The following is a 15317-nucleotide window of genomic DNA, read 5'->3' as shown; positions in this document are numbered from 1 at the left end:
CCGTCGTCATCGGACCTTATCCGATCTTCATCCTTGCGATTGCCGTTCGCCGTTCGGGGCCGGCGCGCCAGCGATCGATTCGCCGCTCAGGCCCTCGGCGCCGGCCGCAGCACGACGCGCGCGCCGCGCACGAGGCCCAGTCGCGCCGCCGCGTTCCCGTCGCGCACCGCGATCTCCACCAGCCCGTTGCTCCCGACGAGCGCCAGCGGCGATCCCGGCGCGACGTCCGCGTAGACGCGCTGCAGCGGGAGCGCGCGCCCCTCGACCTCGATCGCGCCGCCGCCGAGCGTCACGAGGTTCGTGATCGCGTTGCCGAAGCGGTCGATGGCGATCACGCTCCCCTCGATGCCGCCGTCCGCCAGGCGGCGCGCCTCGGGCGTGCGGCGCACGACGGGATCGTCGATCGGATCGCCGAGGGCGTCGAGCGGCGTGCCGGTGGCCAGCCGCGCGGCCGCGGGCGCGAACAGGTCGCGCCCGTGGAACGTGGGCGCCGCGCGCGGCGGCAGGGGCAGCGCGACGACCTGCGCGCCCGCGGCGAGCAGCGCGGGCGAGAGCACGCCGTTGTCCGGGCCCACGAGGAAGCGTCCGTCGCTCTCCACGGCGAGCGCGGCGCGCGCGCTGCCGACGCCCGGATCGACGACGGCCAGGTGCACCGTGCCGCGCGGGAAGCGCCGCCAGTAGCGGGCGACCGCCAGCCGCGCGCTCTCGACGTCGTGCGCCGGCACCTCGTGCGACACGTCCACGAGCGTCGCGTCGGGCGCGTGCGTGAGCAGCACGCCCTTCATCTCGGCGACGTAGCCGTCGGCCGTGCCGAAGTCGGTCAGCAGGGTGACGATGGGACGCATGCGTGAGTTGAGCGCGTACGCGGGCTCGCGGGATCGGGTCAGACGACGTTGCGCTTCCAGCGCCCGAGCCGCCAGAGCGCCATCATCGCCAGCCCGCGCGCGGTGGCGGTGGCGGCGATCACCCACCACAGCCCGTCCACGCCGAAGCGGGCGCCGGCCCACGTCGCCAGCGGGATGCGTGCCGCGGTGAGCGTGGTCGAGACCACCATGGGCGCGACCGTCGCGCCCGCGCCGCCGAGCGCGCCCTCCAGCACCACCTCGGCGCACACGACGAGCTGCGAGACCGCCGCCACGCGCAGATAGCTCGCCGTCGTCGCGATGACGGCGGCGTCGCTCGTGAACACGCCCGCCAGCGCCTCGGGCGCGAGGAGCGCCGCGGCCGACGCCACGACCGCCGGCACGCTCGCGGCGCCGAGCATCGACCACCCTGCCCGCTCGGCGCGCTCCACCAGACCGGCGCCGAGGTTCTGCCCCACGACGGCGGCGGCCGCGGCGCCGAAGCCGACGCCGATCATGTACAGCCAGCTCTCGACGCGGAAGCCGAGACCGAGCGCCGCGAGCGCCGGCGTGCCGAACGCCGACGCGGTGCGCGCGACGACGACGTAGACGACGCTGAACAGCACGCCCGTCGCCGCGGTCGGCAGTCCGATGCGCGCGATCGTCGCCATGACGCGTGCACGCGGCGCACCGACGCGCAGCATCCCGCGGCGCACCAGCAGCGCGAGCCCCACGACGAACGCGAGGCTGCGCGTGGTCACGGTGGCCAGCGCCGCGCCCGCGATGCCGAGCCGCGGGAAGCCGCCGAGCCCCAGGATCAGCAGCGGGTCGAGCGCGAGCGCGAGCACCACCGACGCCGCGAGGATCAGGAACGGCGTGCGCGTGTCGCCCGACGCCCGGAACGTCGCGTCGACGACGAAGTAGCCGTACAGCACCGGCGCCGCGAGCACGTACAGCCCGAGGTACTCGCGCCCGATCGCGGTCACCTCCTCGGGCGTGCCCATCGCGCCGAACATCCAGGAGAGGCCCACGCGCCCTGCGACTGCCGCCGCGACGCCCAGCGCGAGCGTCAGCAGCAGCGCGTCGCCGGCCGCGCGCGCCGCATCCTGCGGGCGCCGCTCGCCGTGGCGCCGCGCGGCGACGGCGGTGAGCCCGATGCTCACCATCTCGGCCACCGAGATCCCCATCCACACCCAGAACACCGACGCGGTCACCGCCGCCAGCGAGGCGGCGCCGAGCCGCGTGCCCACCCAGTAGGCATCCGCGGCCAGGAACACCGTCATCAGCAGGTTGGACGCGACCGCGGGCGCCGCCACGCGCCAGATGACGCGCGGCAGCGGATCGCGGACGAGCGCGGAATGCTCGCCCGTCGCGGCGACGGCGACGCCGCCGTCGCGCTCGTCGATCGGGAGGCTCAGCGTCCCGCGGGCACGCCGTAGCGCTCGGCCACGCGCTCCGCGACGCGCTCCGCGAGCGACGTCAGCGCGCGCGCGGCGCCGGTCTGCGGCGCGGCGACGACGATCGGGCGGCCCGTGTCGCCGCCCTCGACGACGCGCGGATCGAGCGGCACCTGGCCGAGCAGCGGCACCTGCACCTCGTCGGCGAGCTGCTGCCCGCCGCCCGAGCCGAACACCGCGATCGGCTTCCCCGTCTCGGGGTTCTCGAGGTAGCTCATGTTCTCGACGATGCCGAGCACCGGCACGCCCGTGCGCTCGAACATGCGCACGCCGCGCAGCGCGTCGCCCACCGCGACCGCCTGCGGCGTCGTGACGACGATCGCGCCGTGCACGTGCGTCGCCTGCACGAGCGAGAGCTGCGCGTCGCCGGTGCCGGGCGGCATGTCGACCAGCAGGTAATCGAGCTCGCCCCAGGCGACGTCCTTCAGGAACTGGTTGATGACCTTCATCACGATCGGGCCGCGCCAGATCGCGGGCTGGTCGCGCTCGATCAGGAAGCCGATGCTCATGACCTTCACGCCGAACGCCATCAGCGGCTGGATCATGTTGTCGCGCACCGGGGGCGCCTCGTTGACGCCGAGCATCAGCGGGAGATTGGGGCCGTAGATGTCGGCGTCCATGATGCCCACGCGCGCGCCCTGCTTCGCCAGCGCCGCCGCGAGGTTCACCGCGACGGTCGACTTGCCGACGCCGCCCTTGCCGCTGGAGACGGCGATGATCTTCCCGAGGTGCGGATACGCGACGGGCGTCGGCGCGGCGGGCGTCGCCGGCCGTGCGGGCGCGGCGTCCATCACCGGCAGCGCGCGCGCGGGCCCGCGCGGCGCGGCCGCGGGCGCGGCGTGCGTGTGACCATGCGTGTGACCATGCGTGTGCGCCGCGCGCTGCGCGCCACGGCGCGCGTCGCGGCCGGCCGCGAACTCCGCGGGGTCGGTGACGTCGATGCGCACGTCCGACACGCCCTCGACGCCCTCGACGGCGAGGCGCGCCTCGCGCACCAGCGTCGCGTCGTCGGACGCGTCGAGGAGGAGCGTGAATCGGACCTTCCCGTCGGTCGTGACGGCGACGTCCTGGACCTGCTCGGCCGCCACGACGTCGGCGCCGAGTCGGGGGTTGTGCACGCGGGCGAGAGCGTCCGCGATGCGCTGCTGGAGAGGCTGGCTCATGCGATGTAGGGACGCACCCGGACTCCGCGCCGGCGCGCGAGCGGTCCGGGAGACATTGATTTGATGGTCTTCTAAAGCTAGACCGGCCGGGAGCGCGCGTGCACTCCCGGCCGGGTTCGGGCTTCGGTGTTCCGGGTGGCTCGTGCGCCGCGCGGCGTGGGTGGGACGGGCTCCGGCTCTCAGCGACCTTGCGCTGCGGAGCCCCGATCGCGCCGCGCGCATCGGGTCTCCTTGCTACGGTCGCAGGTCGGCTTTGCCCGTCCCACCCACGCCGCGCCCAGCATGGTAGGCCCGTGCCCAACTTGGCGACGGCCGGGGCGCGCCGCGGCACCGGCCGTCCACGCCGACGCCGCACCGTCTCGCGCGGACTACGACCGCGCGCCCGCCTGACTGCGCGCTGAAGCTCGGGGTGGGTGGGTGATGGGTGTGCGCAGGCGACCTGCGACCGTAGCAAGGAGACTCACGCGCAGCCGTGAGGCTCCGCAGCGCAAGGTCGCCGGGAGCCGAAGCGCATCAATCACCCACCCGCCCGCGCACCAACGCCCGCGAGCAGTCAGCGAGTACCTCAGTCCCCCATCGCGGCGAGATACGCGCGCGCCGCGTCGACGACGGTGTCGCGGACCGTGTCGAGGCCGCCCGCCACCAGCGCTCCCGCGGCTTTGGCGTGTCCGCCCCCCCCGAACCCCCGCGCCAGGGCGTTCACGTCCACGTCGCCCGTGCTGCGGAACGACACCTTCACCTTGCCGTGGCCCAGGTCGCGGAAGAAGAGCGCGAGGCGCGTTCCCGCGATCGAGCGCGGGTGCTCGACGATCCCGTCGAGGTCCTCGGAGCGGACGCCGAAGCGCTCCATCGCGCCCGCGGGGACCGAGATCCACGAGAGGCCGACCGACGGATCCACTTCCAGCGTCGCCAGCGCCTCGCGCAGCAGCTCCAGCTTCCCCACCGGCACCGAGGCGTACACGCGACGGTACATGTCCTCCGGCTCGATGCCGGCCGCCAGCAGCTGGCCCGCGATCGCGTGGCAGCGCGGCGACGTGTTGCTGAAGCGGAAGCCGCCCGTGTCCGTGAGCATCGCGACGTAGAGGCCCGTCGCCACCGCCGTCGTGAGCTCGAGGCCCAGCACGCGCGCGAGGTCGAACACCAGCTCTCCCGTGGCGCACGCGGACGTGTCGCTCACCACCACGTCGCCGGCCGGGTCCTCGGTCGCGATGTGGTGGTCGATGACCAGCTTCGGGATCTTGAGCCCGCGCACCGTGTCGCCCAGGACGCCGAGCCGCTTCACGTCCGAGATGTCGAGCACGATGAGGACGTCCGCCTCGCGCAGCGCCGCGGCCCCGCGCGGGCTCTGGTCGAGCGCCTCGTCCGGCAGCAGGAAGCGGAACATCTCCGGCCACGGCGTCGGGTTGACGATCATCGGCGTCATCCCGAGCTGCGCCAGGAGGCCGGCCATCGCGACCTCCGACCCGCAGCCGTCGCCGTCGGCGTTGATGTGCGTCGACAGCGCCACGCGGCGCCCCGGGCGCAGGTACGGCGCGAGGGCGCGGATCGCCTCCGCGCGCGCGGGCGGGAGGGCCAGGAGGTCCGGGAGCGGGGAGAGCGCCGTGGTCATGCGGAGAGGAGGGGCGGCGAAAGCGCCGCAGCGTGTCAGCGGAGTGTCGAGGGCAGGCGGCGCGCCACCGGATGGCGCAACGCACGAGGACCGCCGGCTGCTCCCGGGGGAGCGGCCCTGCGGTCCTCGAGACGCGCGACGGCGCGGGACCCGGTGGTCCCGCGCCGTCGGTCGACTCAGCGGCCGGTGTCCATCTGGCCGACGCGCGAGTGCGACTTGCCGTACAGGAAGTAGATCACGAGGCCGAGCGCCAGCCAGACGAGCAGGCGGAGCCAGGTATCCGGCGGGAGGCCGTACATCAGGTACCCGCAGACCAGGATGCCGAGGGCCGGGACGATCGGCACGAGCGGCGTCTTGAAGGGGCGCGGCAGCTCCGGGCGCTTGTAGCGCAGCATCAGCACGCCCGCGCTCACGACGACGAAGGCGAAGAGCGTCCCGATCGACACCAGCTCGCCGAGGAGCGCGATCGGGAAGAAGCCCGCGACCACCGCGGCGACGACGCCCGTGAGGATCGTCGTCACGTACGGCGTCTGGAACTTCGGATGCACCTTGCCGAACACCGCCGGCAGCAGGCCGTCGCGCGACATCGAGAAGAAGATGCGCGGCTGGCCCATGAGCATCACCAGCACGACCGACGCGAGGCCGGCGATGGCGCCGATGTCGACGAGGTAGTTCAGCCAGCCGAGCGACGGGACCTTCGCGAGCGCCACGTCCACCGGGTGCGGGACGTTCAGCTCCGTGTAGGGCGCGAGGCCCGTCATCACGAGCGACATCAGGATGTAGAGCACCGTGCAGAACGCGAGCGAGCCGAGCATGCCGATGGGCATGTCGCGCTGCGGGTTCTTGGCCTCCTGCGCCGCCGTGCTCACCGCGTCGAAGCCGATGTAGGCGAAGAACACCACGCCGGCCGCGCGCACGATGCCGTCCCACCCGTAGCGCCCCGGGCCCTGCGCCGCCGGCACGAACGGCTCCCAGTTCGCCGAGTCGACGAACATGAAGCCGAAGCCGATGACGAGGAACACGATCGCGACCTTCTCGATCACGATCACGTTGTTGAAGCGCGCCGACTCCTTGATGCCGATGACGAGGAGTGAGGTCATCAGCAGCACGAGCACCATCGCGGGGACGTTCAGCACGCCGCCGGGGTTCCGTACCAGCGTGTGAGTGCCGACCACCGACAGCGGCGCCTGCGTGAACGCGGCGGGCATGTCGACGCCCAGCTTGTGCATGAACGCCACGAAGTAGCCCGACCAGCCCACCGCCACGGTGGCGGCGCCGAACAGGTACTCGAGGATCAGGTCCCAGCCGATGATCCAGGCGACGAACTCGCCGAGCGTCGCGTAGGCGTACGTGTACGCCGAGCCGGCGACGGGGATCATCGACGCGAACTCGGCGTAGCAGAGCCCCGCGAAGAGGCAGCCGAGGCCCGCGAGGATGAACGAGATCACGACGGCGGGGCCGGCGTTGTTCGCGGCCGCGGTGCCGGTGAGCACGAAGATGCCGGCGCCGATGATGGCCCCGATCCCGAGCATCACGAGATTGAGCGCGCCGAGCGAGCGCTTGAGCGTGTGCGCTCCCTCCTCGCTCGCCTCGGATTGAATCTGTGCGATGCTCTTGATGGACGACAACGCCATACGGGTCCTCTCGCGGGATCCTGTGCGGGGAACGGTCGATTCGCGACGGCCGCAGGAGGGAGCGCGGCCAGCCGGTGCCGGGGAGACGGGCGGAAACCTGCCCCGAGCGTCACGACTCTGTCAATGTCGAGCCTGGCCTCAAACGACCGGCGCCACCTGCTCCCGGCCAGTGCGACGGCCAGATACGAGCGGGTGGCGCCTTACGTTGGGCGCGGAGCCGCGCGAATGCAGGGCCCCGCGGGTCAGAAGCAGGTCAGACGACCTTCACGACCTGCGGACGCGCGAGCGCGGGCGCTACGCCGAGTAGTTCGGCGCCTCGCGCGTGATCGTGACGTCGTGCGGGTGGCTCTCGCGCAGGCCCGCCGCGGTGATGCGCACGAACTCCGCCTCGGTGCGCAGCCGCTCGATCGAGCCGCAGCCGACGTAGCCCATGCCGCTCCGCAGCCCCCCCACCATCTGGAACAGGACGTCGCCGACGGGGCCCTTGTACGGGACGCGCCCCTCGATGCCCTCGGGCACGAGCTTCTTGGGGCTCATCTCGCCCTCCTGGAAGTAGCGATCGGCGCTGCCGTCCTGCATCGCCGCCAGCGATCCCATGCCGCGGATCATCTTGAAGCGGCGCCCCTCGGCCAGGATCGACTCGCCGGGGCTCTCCTCCGTGCCCGCGAGCATGGAGCCCATCATCACGCACGACGCGCCGGCGGCGAGCGCCTTCACGATGTCGCCCGAGTACTTGATGCCGCCGTCGGCGATCACGGGCACGTCGCCCGCGCCCTCGACGGCGTCCATCACCGCGGTGAGCTGCGGCACGCCGACGCCCGTCACCACGCGCGTCGTGCAGATCGAGCCGGGGCCGACGCCGACCTTCACGGCGTCGACGCCGCGCGCCACGAGGGCCGCCGCGCCGTCGCGCGTCGCGACGTTGCCGGCCACCAGCTGCACGTCGGGGAACGCCTCGCGCACCTGCGCGGTCGCGTCGAGCACGCCCTGCGAGTGGCCGTGCGCCGTGTCGATCACCAGCACGTCCACGCCCGCGTCCACCAGCGCCCGCGCGCGCGAGAGGAAGTCGCCGCCCGCGCCCACCGCCGCGGCCACCCGGAGGCGGCCGTGATGGTCCTTGTTGGCCGTCGGGTACTGCCGGCGCTTGTGGATGTCCTTCACCGTGATCAGGCCGCGCAGCGCGCCCGCGTCGTCCACCACGGGGAGCTTCTCGATGCGGTGGCGGCCCATGATCGCCTCCGCCTCGTCGAGCGTCGTGCCGCTGGGCGCCGTCACCAGCCCCTCGCTCGTCATCGCCTCGCGCAGCGGGCGGTCGAGCGCGCGCTCGAACTGCAGGTCGCGGTTGGTGATGATGCCGACCAGCCGCCCGTCGCCGTCCACCACCGGCACGCCGGAGATCTTGAAGCGCCCCATCAGCGCCACCGCCTCGCGCAGCGTGGCCTCGGGCGAGAGCGTGATCGGGTTGAGGATCATCCCGCTCTCGGAGCGCTTCACGCGGTCGACCTCCGCCGCCTGGCGGTCGATCGACATGTTCTTGTGCAGCACCCCGATGCCGCCCGCGCGCGCCATGGCGATCGCCATCTCGCTCTCGGTGACCGTGTCCATCGCGGCCGACACGAGCGGCACGTTGAGCGCGATGCCGCGCGTGAAGCGCGACGACGTGTCGACGTCCTTCGGGTGCACCTGCGCGTGGCGCGGGGCCAGCAGGACGTCGTCGAACGTCAGCGCGATCGCCTCGCGCACGCGCGTCAGCCCGTGCGGGCGCGGCGCGCCGTTCGACGGAGTGCCGTTTGCCGGGGCGCCGGGCCCCGAACGCGAAACCCCGCCGTCCGACGGAGCCGGACGCGCGGGGCTGGGAGCTGCTGAGGGAGTTCTGGTCGCCATGGCGGAAGGTAGGCGGACCGCCGGGGCGACTCAACCCCCGGCCATCCCCCGCAGCTTCCGCCGCATCCCGATCGGGAGGAAGAACGCGGCGGCCGAGACCACGCGCTTCAGGTTGAGGTCGGCCAGCTCCGACGGATGCCCGCTCCAGTGGTCCAGCAGCACCCGCCGCCCCGCGTTCGCCACCAGCCGCTGCAGCGCCGTCACCAGCAGGAAGACGTCGTCGACCTCGCCCAGGAACGGGATGAAGTCGGGCAGCAGGTCGGTCGGCAGGAGGATGTAGGCGATCGCGCCGCCCACCAGCACCTTGTCGAGCGCGGACACGCGCCGGTCCGTCAGCAGGCCCCCCAGCAGCCGCAGGTAGTGCGGGAGCTGCCGGATGGTGTCGAGCACGGTGCGCTTGGCGCCGGTGCGCGGGCGGCGCTTGGCCTTCGGACGCACCTCGCGGAAGCGGTCGCCCACGCGCTCGACGGCGCGCTCGGCCAGCTGGCGGGAGCGGGACAGGGGGGACGGGGTCACGGCGGGTCGGGCTGGGGGAACGGTCAGGTGGCCGCGCCGGGAGTGCCGGGCGCGGCGTCGTCACGCCGCGGCTCGGTAGCAGGGCTCGTACCGGACGGTGGCGGAGGCGGCGTCACGGGCGAGGGCTGGGCCGGCGGCGGCCACGGGGACGGCCCCGGCTGGGGCGCCGGCGCGGCCGGCACGCCGGTCGTCGGCGGGGGCGCGCCCGGAGCGCCGGAGGGCGGCGCGTTCACCGCGTCCGCGACGACGGTCCCCGCACGCTGCGCGGCGGACGCGATGTCGGTCGCCACCGAGCGGCCCGCCGCCACGGCGCCGTTCAGCGCGCCGACGGCCTTGTTGAGGAACCCCATCGCCTCGCTGACCGTGCTCGCGGCCAGCCCGCCCGTGCGCAGCCGGTCCTCGATCGTGTCGGCCAGCCGCTGGAAGGTGTTCGGCGGCGTGGCGGCGCGCTGCCCGTAGCGCGACTCGAGGAAGTCCACGTAGTCGAGCACCTGGTACAGCCGGTCCTCGCCCAGGGCGTCGAGCTGGCGGTTGATGCGGTCGCGGATGTGCTGGCTCATGAAAAGGCTGCGGGCTGCGGACTGCGGGTTCGACGCGAATGCCGGATACTACGCGCCGGGCGGCCCGGGGTGCCAGCGCAACCAGGACGCCATCAAAGCAGACCCGCAGCCCGCAGTCCGCAGCGCCTCACCCCCACCAGCGCGCCCGCCGCCCCCGCGCATCGATGTGCACGTACGACGAGCGCGCGTTGACGTACACGCCCAGCCCGCCCACGAGCTCGGGGTGCCGCTTCTCGATCATCTCGACGGCCAGCCCCACCACGCGGCTGTCGAAGCTCGTGAAGCGTCCGTCGCCGTCGGCGTCGATCGCCACGTCGGCCGCGTCGCCGTACTGGTGCCGGCTGTTGAGCGCCGAGCCCTCGACGCCCGAGTTGTGCAGCGGCGTGCGGAAGCCCGAGTTGATGCGCACGCGGATGCGCGACGGATCGCCCACGCCGCGCAGCTTCGCGATCTCGTCGACCACCAGCTCCACCTTGTCCAGCAGGCGCGGGCTCACGACCACGTAGCGCGGCCACTGCGCCTGCTGGTCGTGCGTCACGAAGTCGCCGAGGCGCACGTGGCGCGAGAGCGAGACGTCCGCGGTGCGCGCGGTGACCTCGACGAAGCCGAGCGGGCGCTCGCCGCCCAGGCGCTCGAAGGGCCAGCTGCCCAGGCGGTAGCCGTTCACCGTGCCGCCGAACTTCTGCGCGAACGGCACCAGCACCGCCAGCGAGAGGTCGTCGAGCACCTGCCGCGACGCGCCCTCGCCCACCGCCAGGCGGTAGACGCCCGGGCGCGCCGGCGCCAGCACCGACATCCCCGGCGCGAGCGTGCGCGGCACGTCGGCTTCGGACGAGTCGGCGGCGCGCACCCACTGGTAGCGCAGCGTGCCGCTCCCCGCCGGCAGCGCGACGGGCGACTCGATCAGCTGGCTCGGCATCGCGACCCGCACCAGCACGTCGCCGCTACGGCCGTAGCCCGGACGCGACGCGGCGACCGCGGCATCGGTCGCGTCGCGCGCGACGTCCGCGCCCGCGCCCGCCTCGCGCACCGCCGCGATCTCCTCGAGCGTCGCGACGTCGGGGTCCGACGGGCGGAAGAAGGTCAGCACCGCGCCCAGCGCGGCCATGAACGCCACCGCCGACAGCCAGTTGCGCGGCTTGCGGGCGCGCGTGGCCACCGTGGCGCTGGCGCGCACCTGCGCCTCCACCTCGGCCGCGCGGCGGCGCGCCTCCTCCAGCCGCGCCAGCTCGAACATCGTCAGCCCGGCCGTCGGCTCGCTCGCCGGGGTCTCGCTCATCGGCTCCGTCTCGTCGATCGACACGCCGGACATCACGCGTGGCCCCATCGCGCCCGCGCCCCGCGGACGTCGATGTGCACGAACGGCCCGTGCGCGCGGTTGGCGCGATAGATCCCCACCCCGCCCGCGAGCTCCGGGTGCGCCCGCTCCACGCGGTCCGCCGCCTCGGCCAGGATCGCGGCGTCGCGCGTGTCCACGCGCCCGTCGCGGTTGAGGTCCGCCATGCGGCCGGCGCCGTTCTCGACCCACACGTCCGCGGCGTCGCCGTACTGGTGGCGGCTGAGGTCCGCGCGGCCCGCCGTCTCGCCGCCGGTCGCGTTGTACTGCGGCGTGCGGAAGCCGCTCATGACGTGGAGCCGCTTCGCGTCGTAGCCGCGCGCGCGCAGGTCCGCGAGCACGAGCTCCAGCTTGTCCACCAGCGCCTCGTCGAGCACGAGGTACTTGGGCCACACGCGCACCTGATCGTGCGTCAGGAAGTCCGCGAGCTTGAAGTGCTCCGAGACGCGCGTGTCCTTGTTGTCGGGCGTGACCTCGATGAAGCCCTGCGGGTTGCCGTACTTCGCGCTCCGGACGGCCCGCCCCTTCTCCGCCGGCCAGAAGCCGATGCGATAGGGCCCGATGCGGCCGTTCCGCTTCTCGCCGAAGGGCACCAGCCCGATGAACGAGAACGGACGCCCGCCCGGCGCCTCGTCGACCGTGTACACGCCCGGCCGCGCCGACGAGTCGCCCAGCAGGCGCCGCAGGAACGGGAAGGTGAGCGTGCGCTCCAGGCTCACGAACCGCGCGCGCAGCTTGCCGCTGCGCCCGCCGAGCGTGTCCGGCTGCGCCGTCGCGCGCGCGGGCGCGACGGCTACCGTCGCGGCGGCCAGCGCGGCCGCGGCGAGCGTGCGCACGGTCGACTTGCGATGCTTCACGTACTGCCTCCCTGGCGATCGGACGGAGGGGGACCGCGCCCCCGGGTTCTGACGACCGAACCCGTTCAATGCTAACGCTTTCGCCTCCACCCGACGAGGCTGCGGCCGGTCAGTAGATGTAGACCGGCGTGCCCACGGGCACGTGCTGGTACAGCCACTCGATGTCCTCGTTCCGGAGGCGCACGCACCCGTGGCTCACCGCCTGGCCGATGGTCTCGGGGCGATTGGTGCCGTGCAACGCGTAGCCGTCGCCGAGGTTGAGCCGGCGGGTGCCGAGGACGTCCTTGTAGCGCCGCTGGTTGGTGCCGAACGGGGGCACCAGCAGGTTCCCGCCGACCACGATCTCGCGCCCGTCGCTCGCCGTGTAGGGCACCACGCGGCCGTTCGGGTAGCGGCGCACGACGTCGCTCCCCTGCACCGTCACGATCGAGCCGTCCGCGGCCCGCAGCTCCTGCCCGCGGTTGAGGCGGACGAGCCCCAGCCCGCGCTTGCGGGCCTGCTCCACGAAGTGCCAGTCGGGCGGCACCCAGGCCGGCATCGAGTCCTTGGAGATGACCACCAGCCGCCCGCGCGGCGTCTCGAACTTCCAGTGCGCGCCGGCGCCGTCGTCCCGCACCAGCGTCTTGCCGCTGCCGGTGGCGACCTGCGTCCCGAACAGCACCGAATCGCCCTGCTTGTACCAGAGCCGCCGCTCGGCCACGCTGACCACCAGGTAGGGCGCGTCCGCGGGCGTGTCGGGCGTCTCGCTCAGCAGCCGCTGCAGCGAGTCGGTCGCCTGCCCCGCCTCGGCACGCAGCTGGCGCAGCAGCTCGAGGTTGTCGTTGAACACCATGCGGGCGACGTCGCGCTCCCAGCGCGCGTCGGCGGCGACGGCGAGGAGGCGCGTCGTCAGCGCCATCGCCACGAACACCGCGGCCAGCAGCCACCAGGCGTGGCGCCCCCCGAATCGGATCGCGCGGAACACGTCAGTACAGGTAGACGGTCATGCCGGGCGCCACGTTCGCGACGATCGCGTCGAGGTCCTCGCGGCGCACGCGGATGGCGCCCGGCATCACGTACGCCGGGTCGTTGAGCGGCCCGGCCGACGGCAGCGCGTACAGCACCGTGCCGCCCGAGAGCAGCACCGCGCGCGCGCCGAGCGCGCCCTTCACGAGGCGGTCGTCGGGCACGGGGAGGCCGCGGTCGACGTAGACCCAGCGCGGCACCTCCCAGGCGTCGTCGGGGCCGAGCACCTGCGCAACGGTGCGCGCGCCGCGCGGTGCGGCGATGTGCAGCGTGTCGGGCGGCGCGCCCACGCGGCGCGCCGGCCCCACCTCGACGCGCATGTCGCGCAGCCGCGCGCCGTCGCGCTCCAGCGTCAGGCGACCGCTGTCCACCGCGACCGCGAGGTGCAGGTCGCGGTCGCCCATCGCGCGCCGTCGCGCCAGCTCCACCGTCATGCGCATGCGGTCCTCGTCGGCGGCGAGGATGGCGTCCGTTCGCCGCCGCTCGACGTCGGACATGTTCGCGCGCAGCCGCGCGGCCTCACGCGCGTAGCGATGGCGCTCCAGCAGGAGCACGACGTCCAGCGCCACCAGCACCAGCAGCGCGAGCCCCACCGTGCGCACGAAGCCCCGGTACGCGTGCCGGAAGTCGCGCCAACCGGTGCGGCGGCGGTCGGCGGCGGGACCCGGGCGGGGCTCGGTGCGGCGGTCGGAGAGCGTGACGGTCATGGGCGGGTGGCGGGGCCGGCGGCGGCGCGGGTACTGGCGCGTCTACTGCTGCGGGTGCCCATCGGGGCGCCCGTCCGGGTACATTTCGCGCGGCCCGACGGCCGGCCGATCCGCGCGCATGCTACCGGGCGCGCCGCGTCCCTGTTCCGTACCCCGCCGTTCACCCGATGCCCACCACCGACACCCGACCGGTCGCCCTGCTCGTCCTGGACGGCTGGGGATTCCGCGCCGAACGCGAGGGGAACGCGATCGCGCTGGCCGAGACGCCCGCGTGGGACGCGCTGTGGCGCCGTCGCTCGCGCACGCTGCTGGACGCGTCGGGGCTCGCCGTGGGGCTGCCCGAGGGGCAGATGGGCAACTCCGAGGTCGGGCACCTGAACCTGGGCGCGGGCCGCGTGGTGATGCAGGACCTCGTGCGCATCTCGGAGGCGATCAGGGACCGGTCGTTCTTCGAGAACGCGGCGTTCGTCGCCGCCTGCGAGCGCGTGAAGGCGAACGGCGGGACGCTGCACCTGCTCGGCCTCGTCGGCAAGGGCGGCGTGCACGGCCTCGATCAGCACCTGTTCGCGCTCATCGACCTCGCGGCGCGGCGCGGCGTGCCCAAGGTCGCGATCCACGCGCTGCTCGACGGGCGCGACACGCTGCCGCGCAGCGCGCTGGAGTACGTGCGCGAGACCGTCGCCACGGCCGCCGGCCGCGCGGTGATCGCGAGCGTGGGCGGCCGCTACTACGGCATGGACCGCGACAAGCGGTGGCCGCGCACGGAGCTCGCCTACCGCGCCGCCGTACAGGGCGTCGGCCCGCAGGTCACCGATCCGGTGGAGGCGATCCGCCAGACCTACGACGCGGGCACGACGGACGAGTTCATGATCCCCGCGGTCGTCGTCGACGCGAGCGGCCAGCCGCTCGCCACCATGCGCGACGGCGACGCGGTGATCTGCTGGAACTACCGGTCGGACCGCATGCGCCAGATCGTGCGCGCGCTGGTGGACCCGGCGTTCGACGGCTTCGACGTGTCGGACCGTCCCGACCTGATGGTCGTGACGATGACGGTCTACGACCCGACGCTGGAGCAGCACGACGTGCGCGCGGCGTTCCCGCCGCAGTCGATGGCGCGCATCGTGGCGGAGGTGCTGACGGACCGCGGCCTGACGATGCTGAAGACGGCGGAAACCGAGAAGTACCCGCACGTGACCTACTTCTTCAACGGCGGCAACGAGACGCCGTACGCGGGCGAGGAGCGCCTCCTGGTGCCGAGCCAGAAGGTCGCGACCTACGACCTCGCGCCCGAGATGAGCGCCCGCGGCGTCACCGACGTGCTGGTGAACGCGATCAGCGGGCGCTCGCACAACTTCATGCTCTGCAACCTCGCCAACGGCGACATGGTCGGGCACTCCGGCTCCCTCCCGGCCACGATCCAGGCCGTGCAGGTGGTGGACGAGTGCCTGGCGCGCATCGTCGCGGCGGCGGAGCGGAGCGGCACGCGCCTGCTCGTCACGGCGGACCACGGCAACTGCGAGATGATGATCGATCCCGAGACGGGCGGCCCCCACACCGCGCACACGACCAACCCCGTGCCCCTGGTCGTCGTCGACCCCGCGGGCGACGACGTGCCGCTGCGCGAGGGCGGCGCGCTCTGCGACGTCGGGCCGACGGTGCTGCGCCTGCTGGGCGTCGATCAGCCCGAGGAGATGACCGGCCGCGACCTCCGCGCGCAGTTCGCCGGGGTGCGCGCGTGAGCGAGTTC

General features: G+C 73.8%; 13 protein-coding genes. 1 reads left to right on the top strand and 12 read right to left on the bottom strand.

Going from position 1 to position 15317, the window contains the following annotated elements:
* Positions 1–86 precede the first annotated feature (86 nt).
* The 12 genes from rosag_RS22365 to rosag_RS22310 all read right to left on the bottom strand — a co-directional run bounded on the left by rosag_RS22365 (position 87) and on the right by rosag_RS22310 (position 13570).
* On the bottom strand, positions 87–845 hold the full coding sequence (locus tag rosag_RS22365; RefSeq protein ID WP_284352404.1) for an SAM hydrolase/SAM-dependent halogenase family protein: 759 nt from the start codon (positions 843–845) through the stop codon (positions 87–89).
* A 38-nt stretch (positions 846–883) separates the two neighbouring features.
* Positions 884–2158, bottom strand: a complete 1275-nt coding sequence (locus rosag_RS22360) for an MATE family efflux transporter (RefSeq protein WP_284352403.1) — start codon at positions 2156–2158, stop codon at positions 884–886.
* Positions 2159–2256: 98 nt separating this feature from the next.
* Complete coding sequence (locus rosag_RS22355; RefSeq protein WP_284352402.1) at positions 2257–3462, bottom strand: Mrp/NBP35 family ATP-binding protein; 1206 nt, start codon at positions 3460–3462, stop codon at positions 2257–2259.
* 565 nt (positions 3463–4027) lie between these two features.
* A complete protein-coding gene (locus rosag_RS22350) occupies positions 4028–5071 on the bottom strand; it encodes a DHH family phosphoesterase (RefSeq protein ID WP_284352401.1) in 1044 nt (347 codons plus the stop codon).
* Between the two features lie 176 nt (positions 5072–5247).
* Positions 5248–6705: an amino acid permease gene (locus tag rosag_RS22345; protein WP_284352400.1), complete on the bottom strand. Its 1458-nt coding sequence runs from the start codon at positions 6703–6705 to the stop codon at positions 5248–5250.
* A 294-nt stretch (positions 6706–6999) separates the two neighbouring features.
* Positions 7000–8448 (bottom strand): IMP dehydrogenase, encoded by a 1449-nt coding sequence (gene guaB / locus rosag_RS22340; RefSeq protein ID WP_284352399.1) that lies wholly within the window; start codon positions 8446–8448, stop codon positions 7000–7002.
* Positions 8449–8619: 171 nt separating this feature from the next.
* Positions 8620–9105 (bottom strand): YkvA family protein, encoded by a 486-nt coding sequence (locus tag rosag_RS22335; RefSeq protein WP_284352398.1) that lies wholly within the window; start codon positions 9103–9105, stop codon positions 8620–8622.
* Between the two features lie 23 nt (positions 9106–9128).
* A complete protein-coding gene (locus tag rosag_RS22330; RefSeq protein ID WP_284352397.1) occupies positions 9129–9665 on the bottom strand; it encodes a hypothetical protein in 537 nt (178 codons plus the stop codon).
* Positions 9666–9792: 127 nt separating this feature from the next.
* Complete coding sequence (locus rosag_RS22325; RefSeq protein ID WP_284352396.1) at positions 9793–10944, bottom strand: D-Ala-D-Ala carboxypeptidase family metallohydrolase; 1152 nt, start codon at positions 10942–10944, stop codon at positions 9793–9795.
* A gap of 32 nt (positions 10945–10976) precedes the next feature.
* Complete coding sequence (locus tag rosag_RS22320; RefSeq protein WP_284352395.1) at positions 10977–11858, bottom strand: D-Ala-D-Ala carboxypeptidase family metallohydrolase; 882 nt, start codon at positions 11856–11858, stop codon at positions 10977–10979.
* A gap of 109 nt (positions 11859–11967) precedes the next feature.
* Positions 11968–12822: a L,D-transpeptidase gene (locus rosag_RS22315; protein WP_284352394.1), complete on the bottom strand. Its 855-nt coding sequence runs from the start codon at positions 12820–12822 to the stop codon at positions 11968–11970.
* A 1-nt stretch (position 12823) separates the two neighbouring features.
* The gene (locus rosag_RS22310; protein ID WP_284352393.1) at positions 12824–13570 is read right to left on the bottom strand and encodes a hypothetical protein; all 747 of its coding nucleotides are present in this window, start codon (positions 13568–13570) and stop codon (positions 12824–12826) included.
* A gap of 167 nt (positions 13571–13737) precedes the next feature.
* On the opposite strand from rosag_RS22310, the gene gpmI reads away from it, so the two are divergent.
* Positions 13738–15309 carry a 2,3-bisphosphoglycerate-independent phosphoglycerate mutase gene (gene gpmI / locus rosag_RS22305; RefSeq protein WP_284352392.1) on the top strand — a complete coding sequence of 524 codons (1572 nt, stop codon included), beginning with the start codon at positions 13738–13740 and terminating at the stop codon, positions 15307–15309.
* The last annotated feature ends 8 nt before the right edge of the window (positions 15310–15317 follow it).

Source organism: Roseisolibacter agri, from assembly GCF_030159095.1.
In the GTDB taxonomy this organism is placed as follows: Bacteria; Gemmatimonadota; Gemmatimonadetes; order Gemmatimonadales; family Gemmatimonadaceae; genus Roseisolibacter; species Roseisolibacter agri.
The sequence above is the reverse complement of the archived record's forward strand: the minus strand, read 5'-3'. Positions and strand labels throughout refer to the sequence as shown.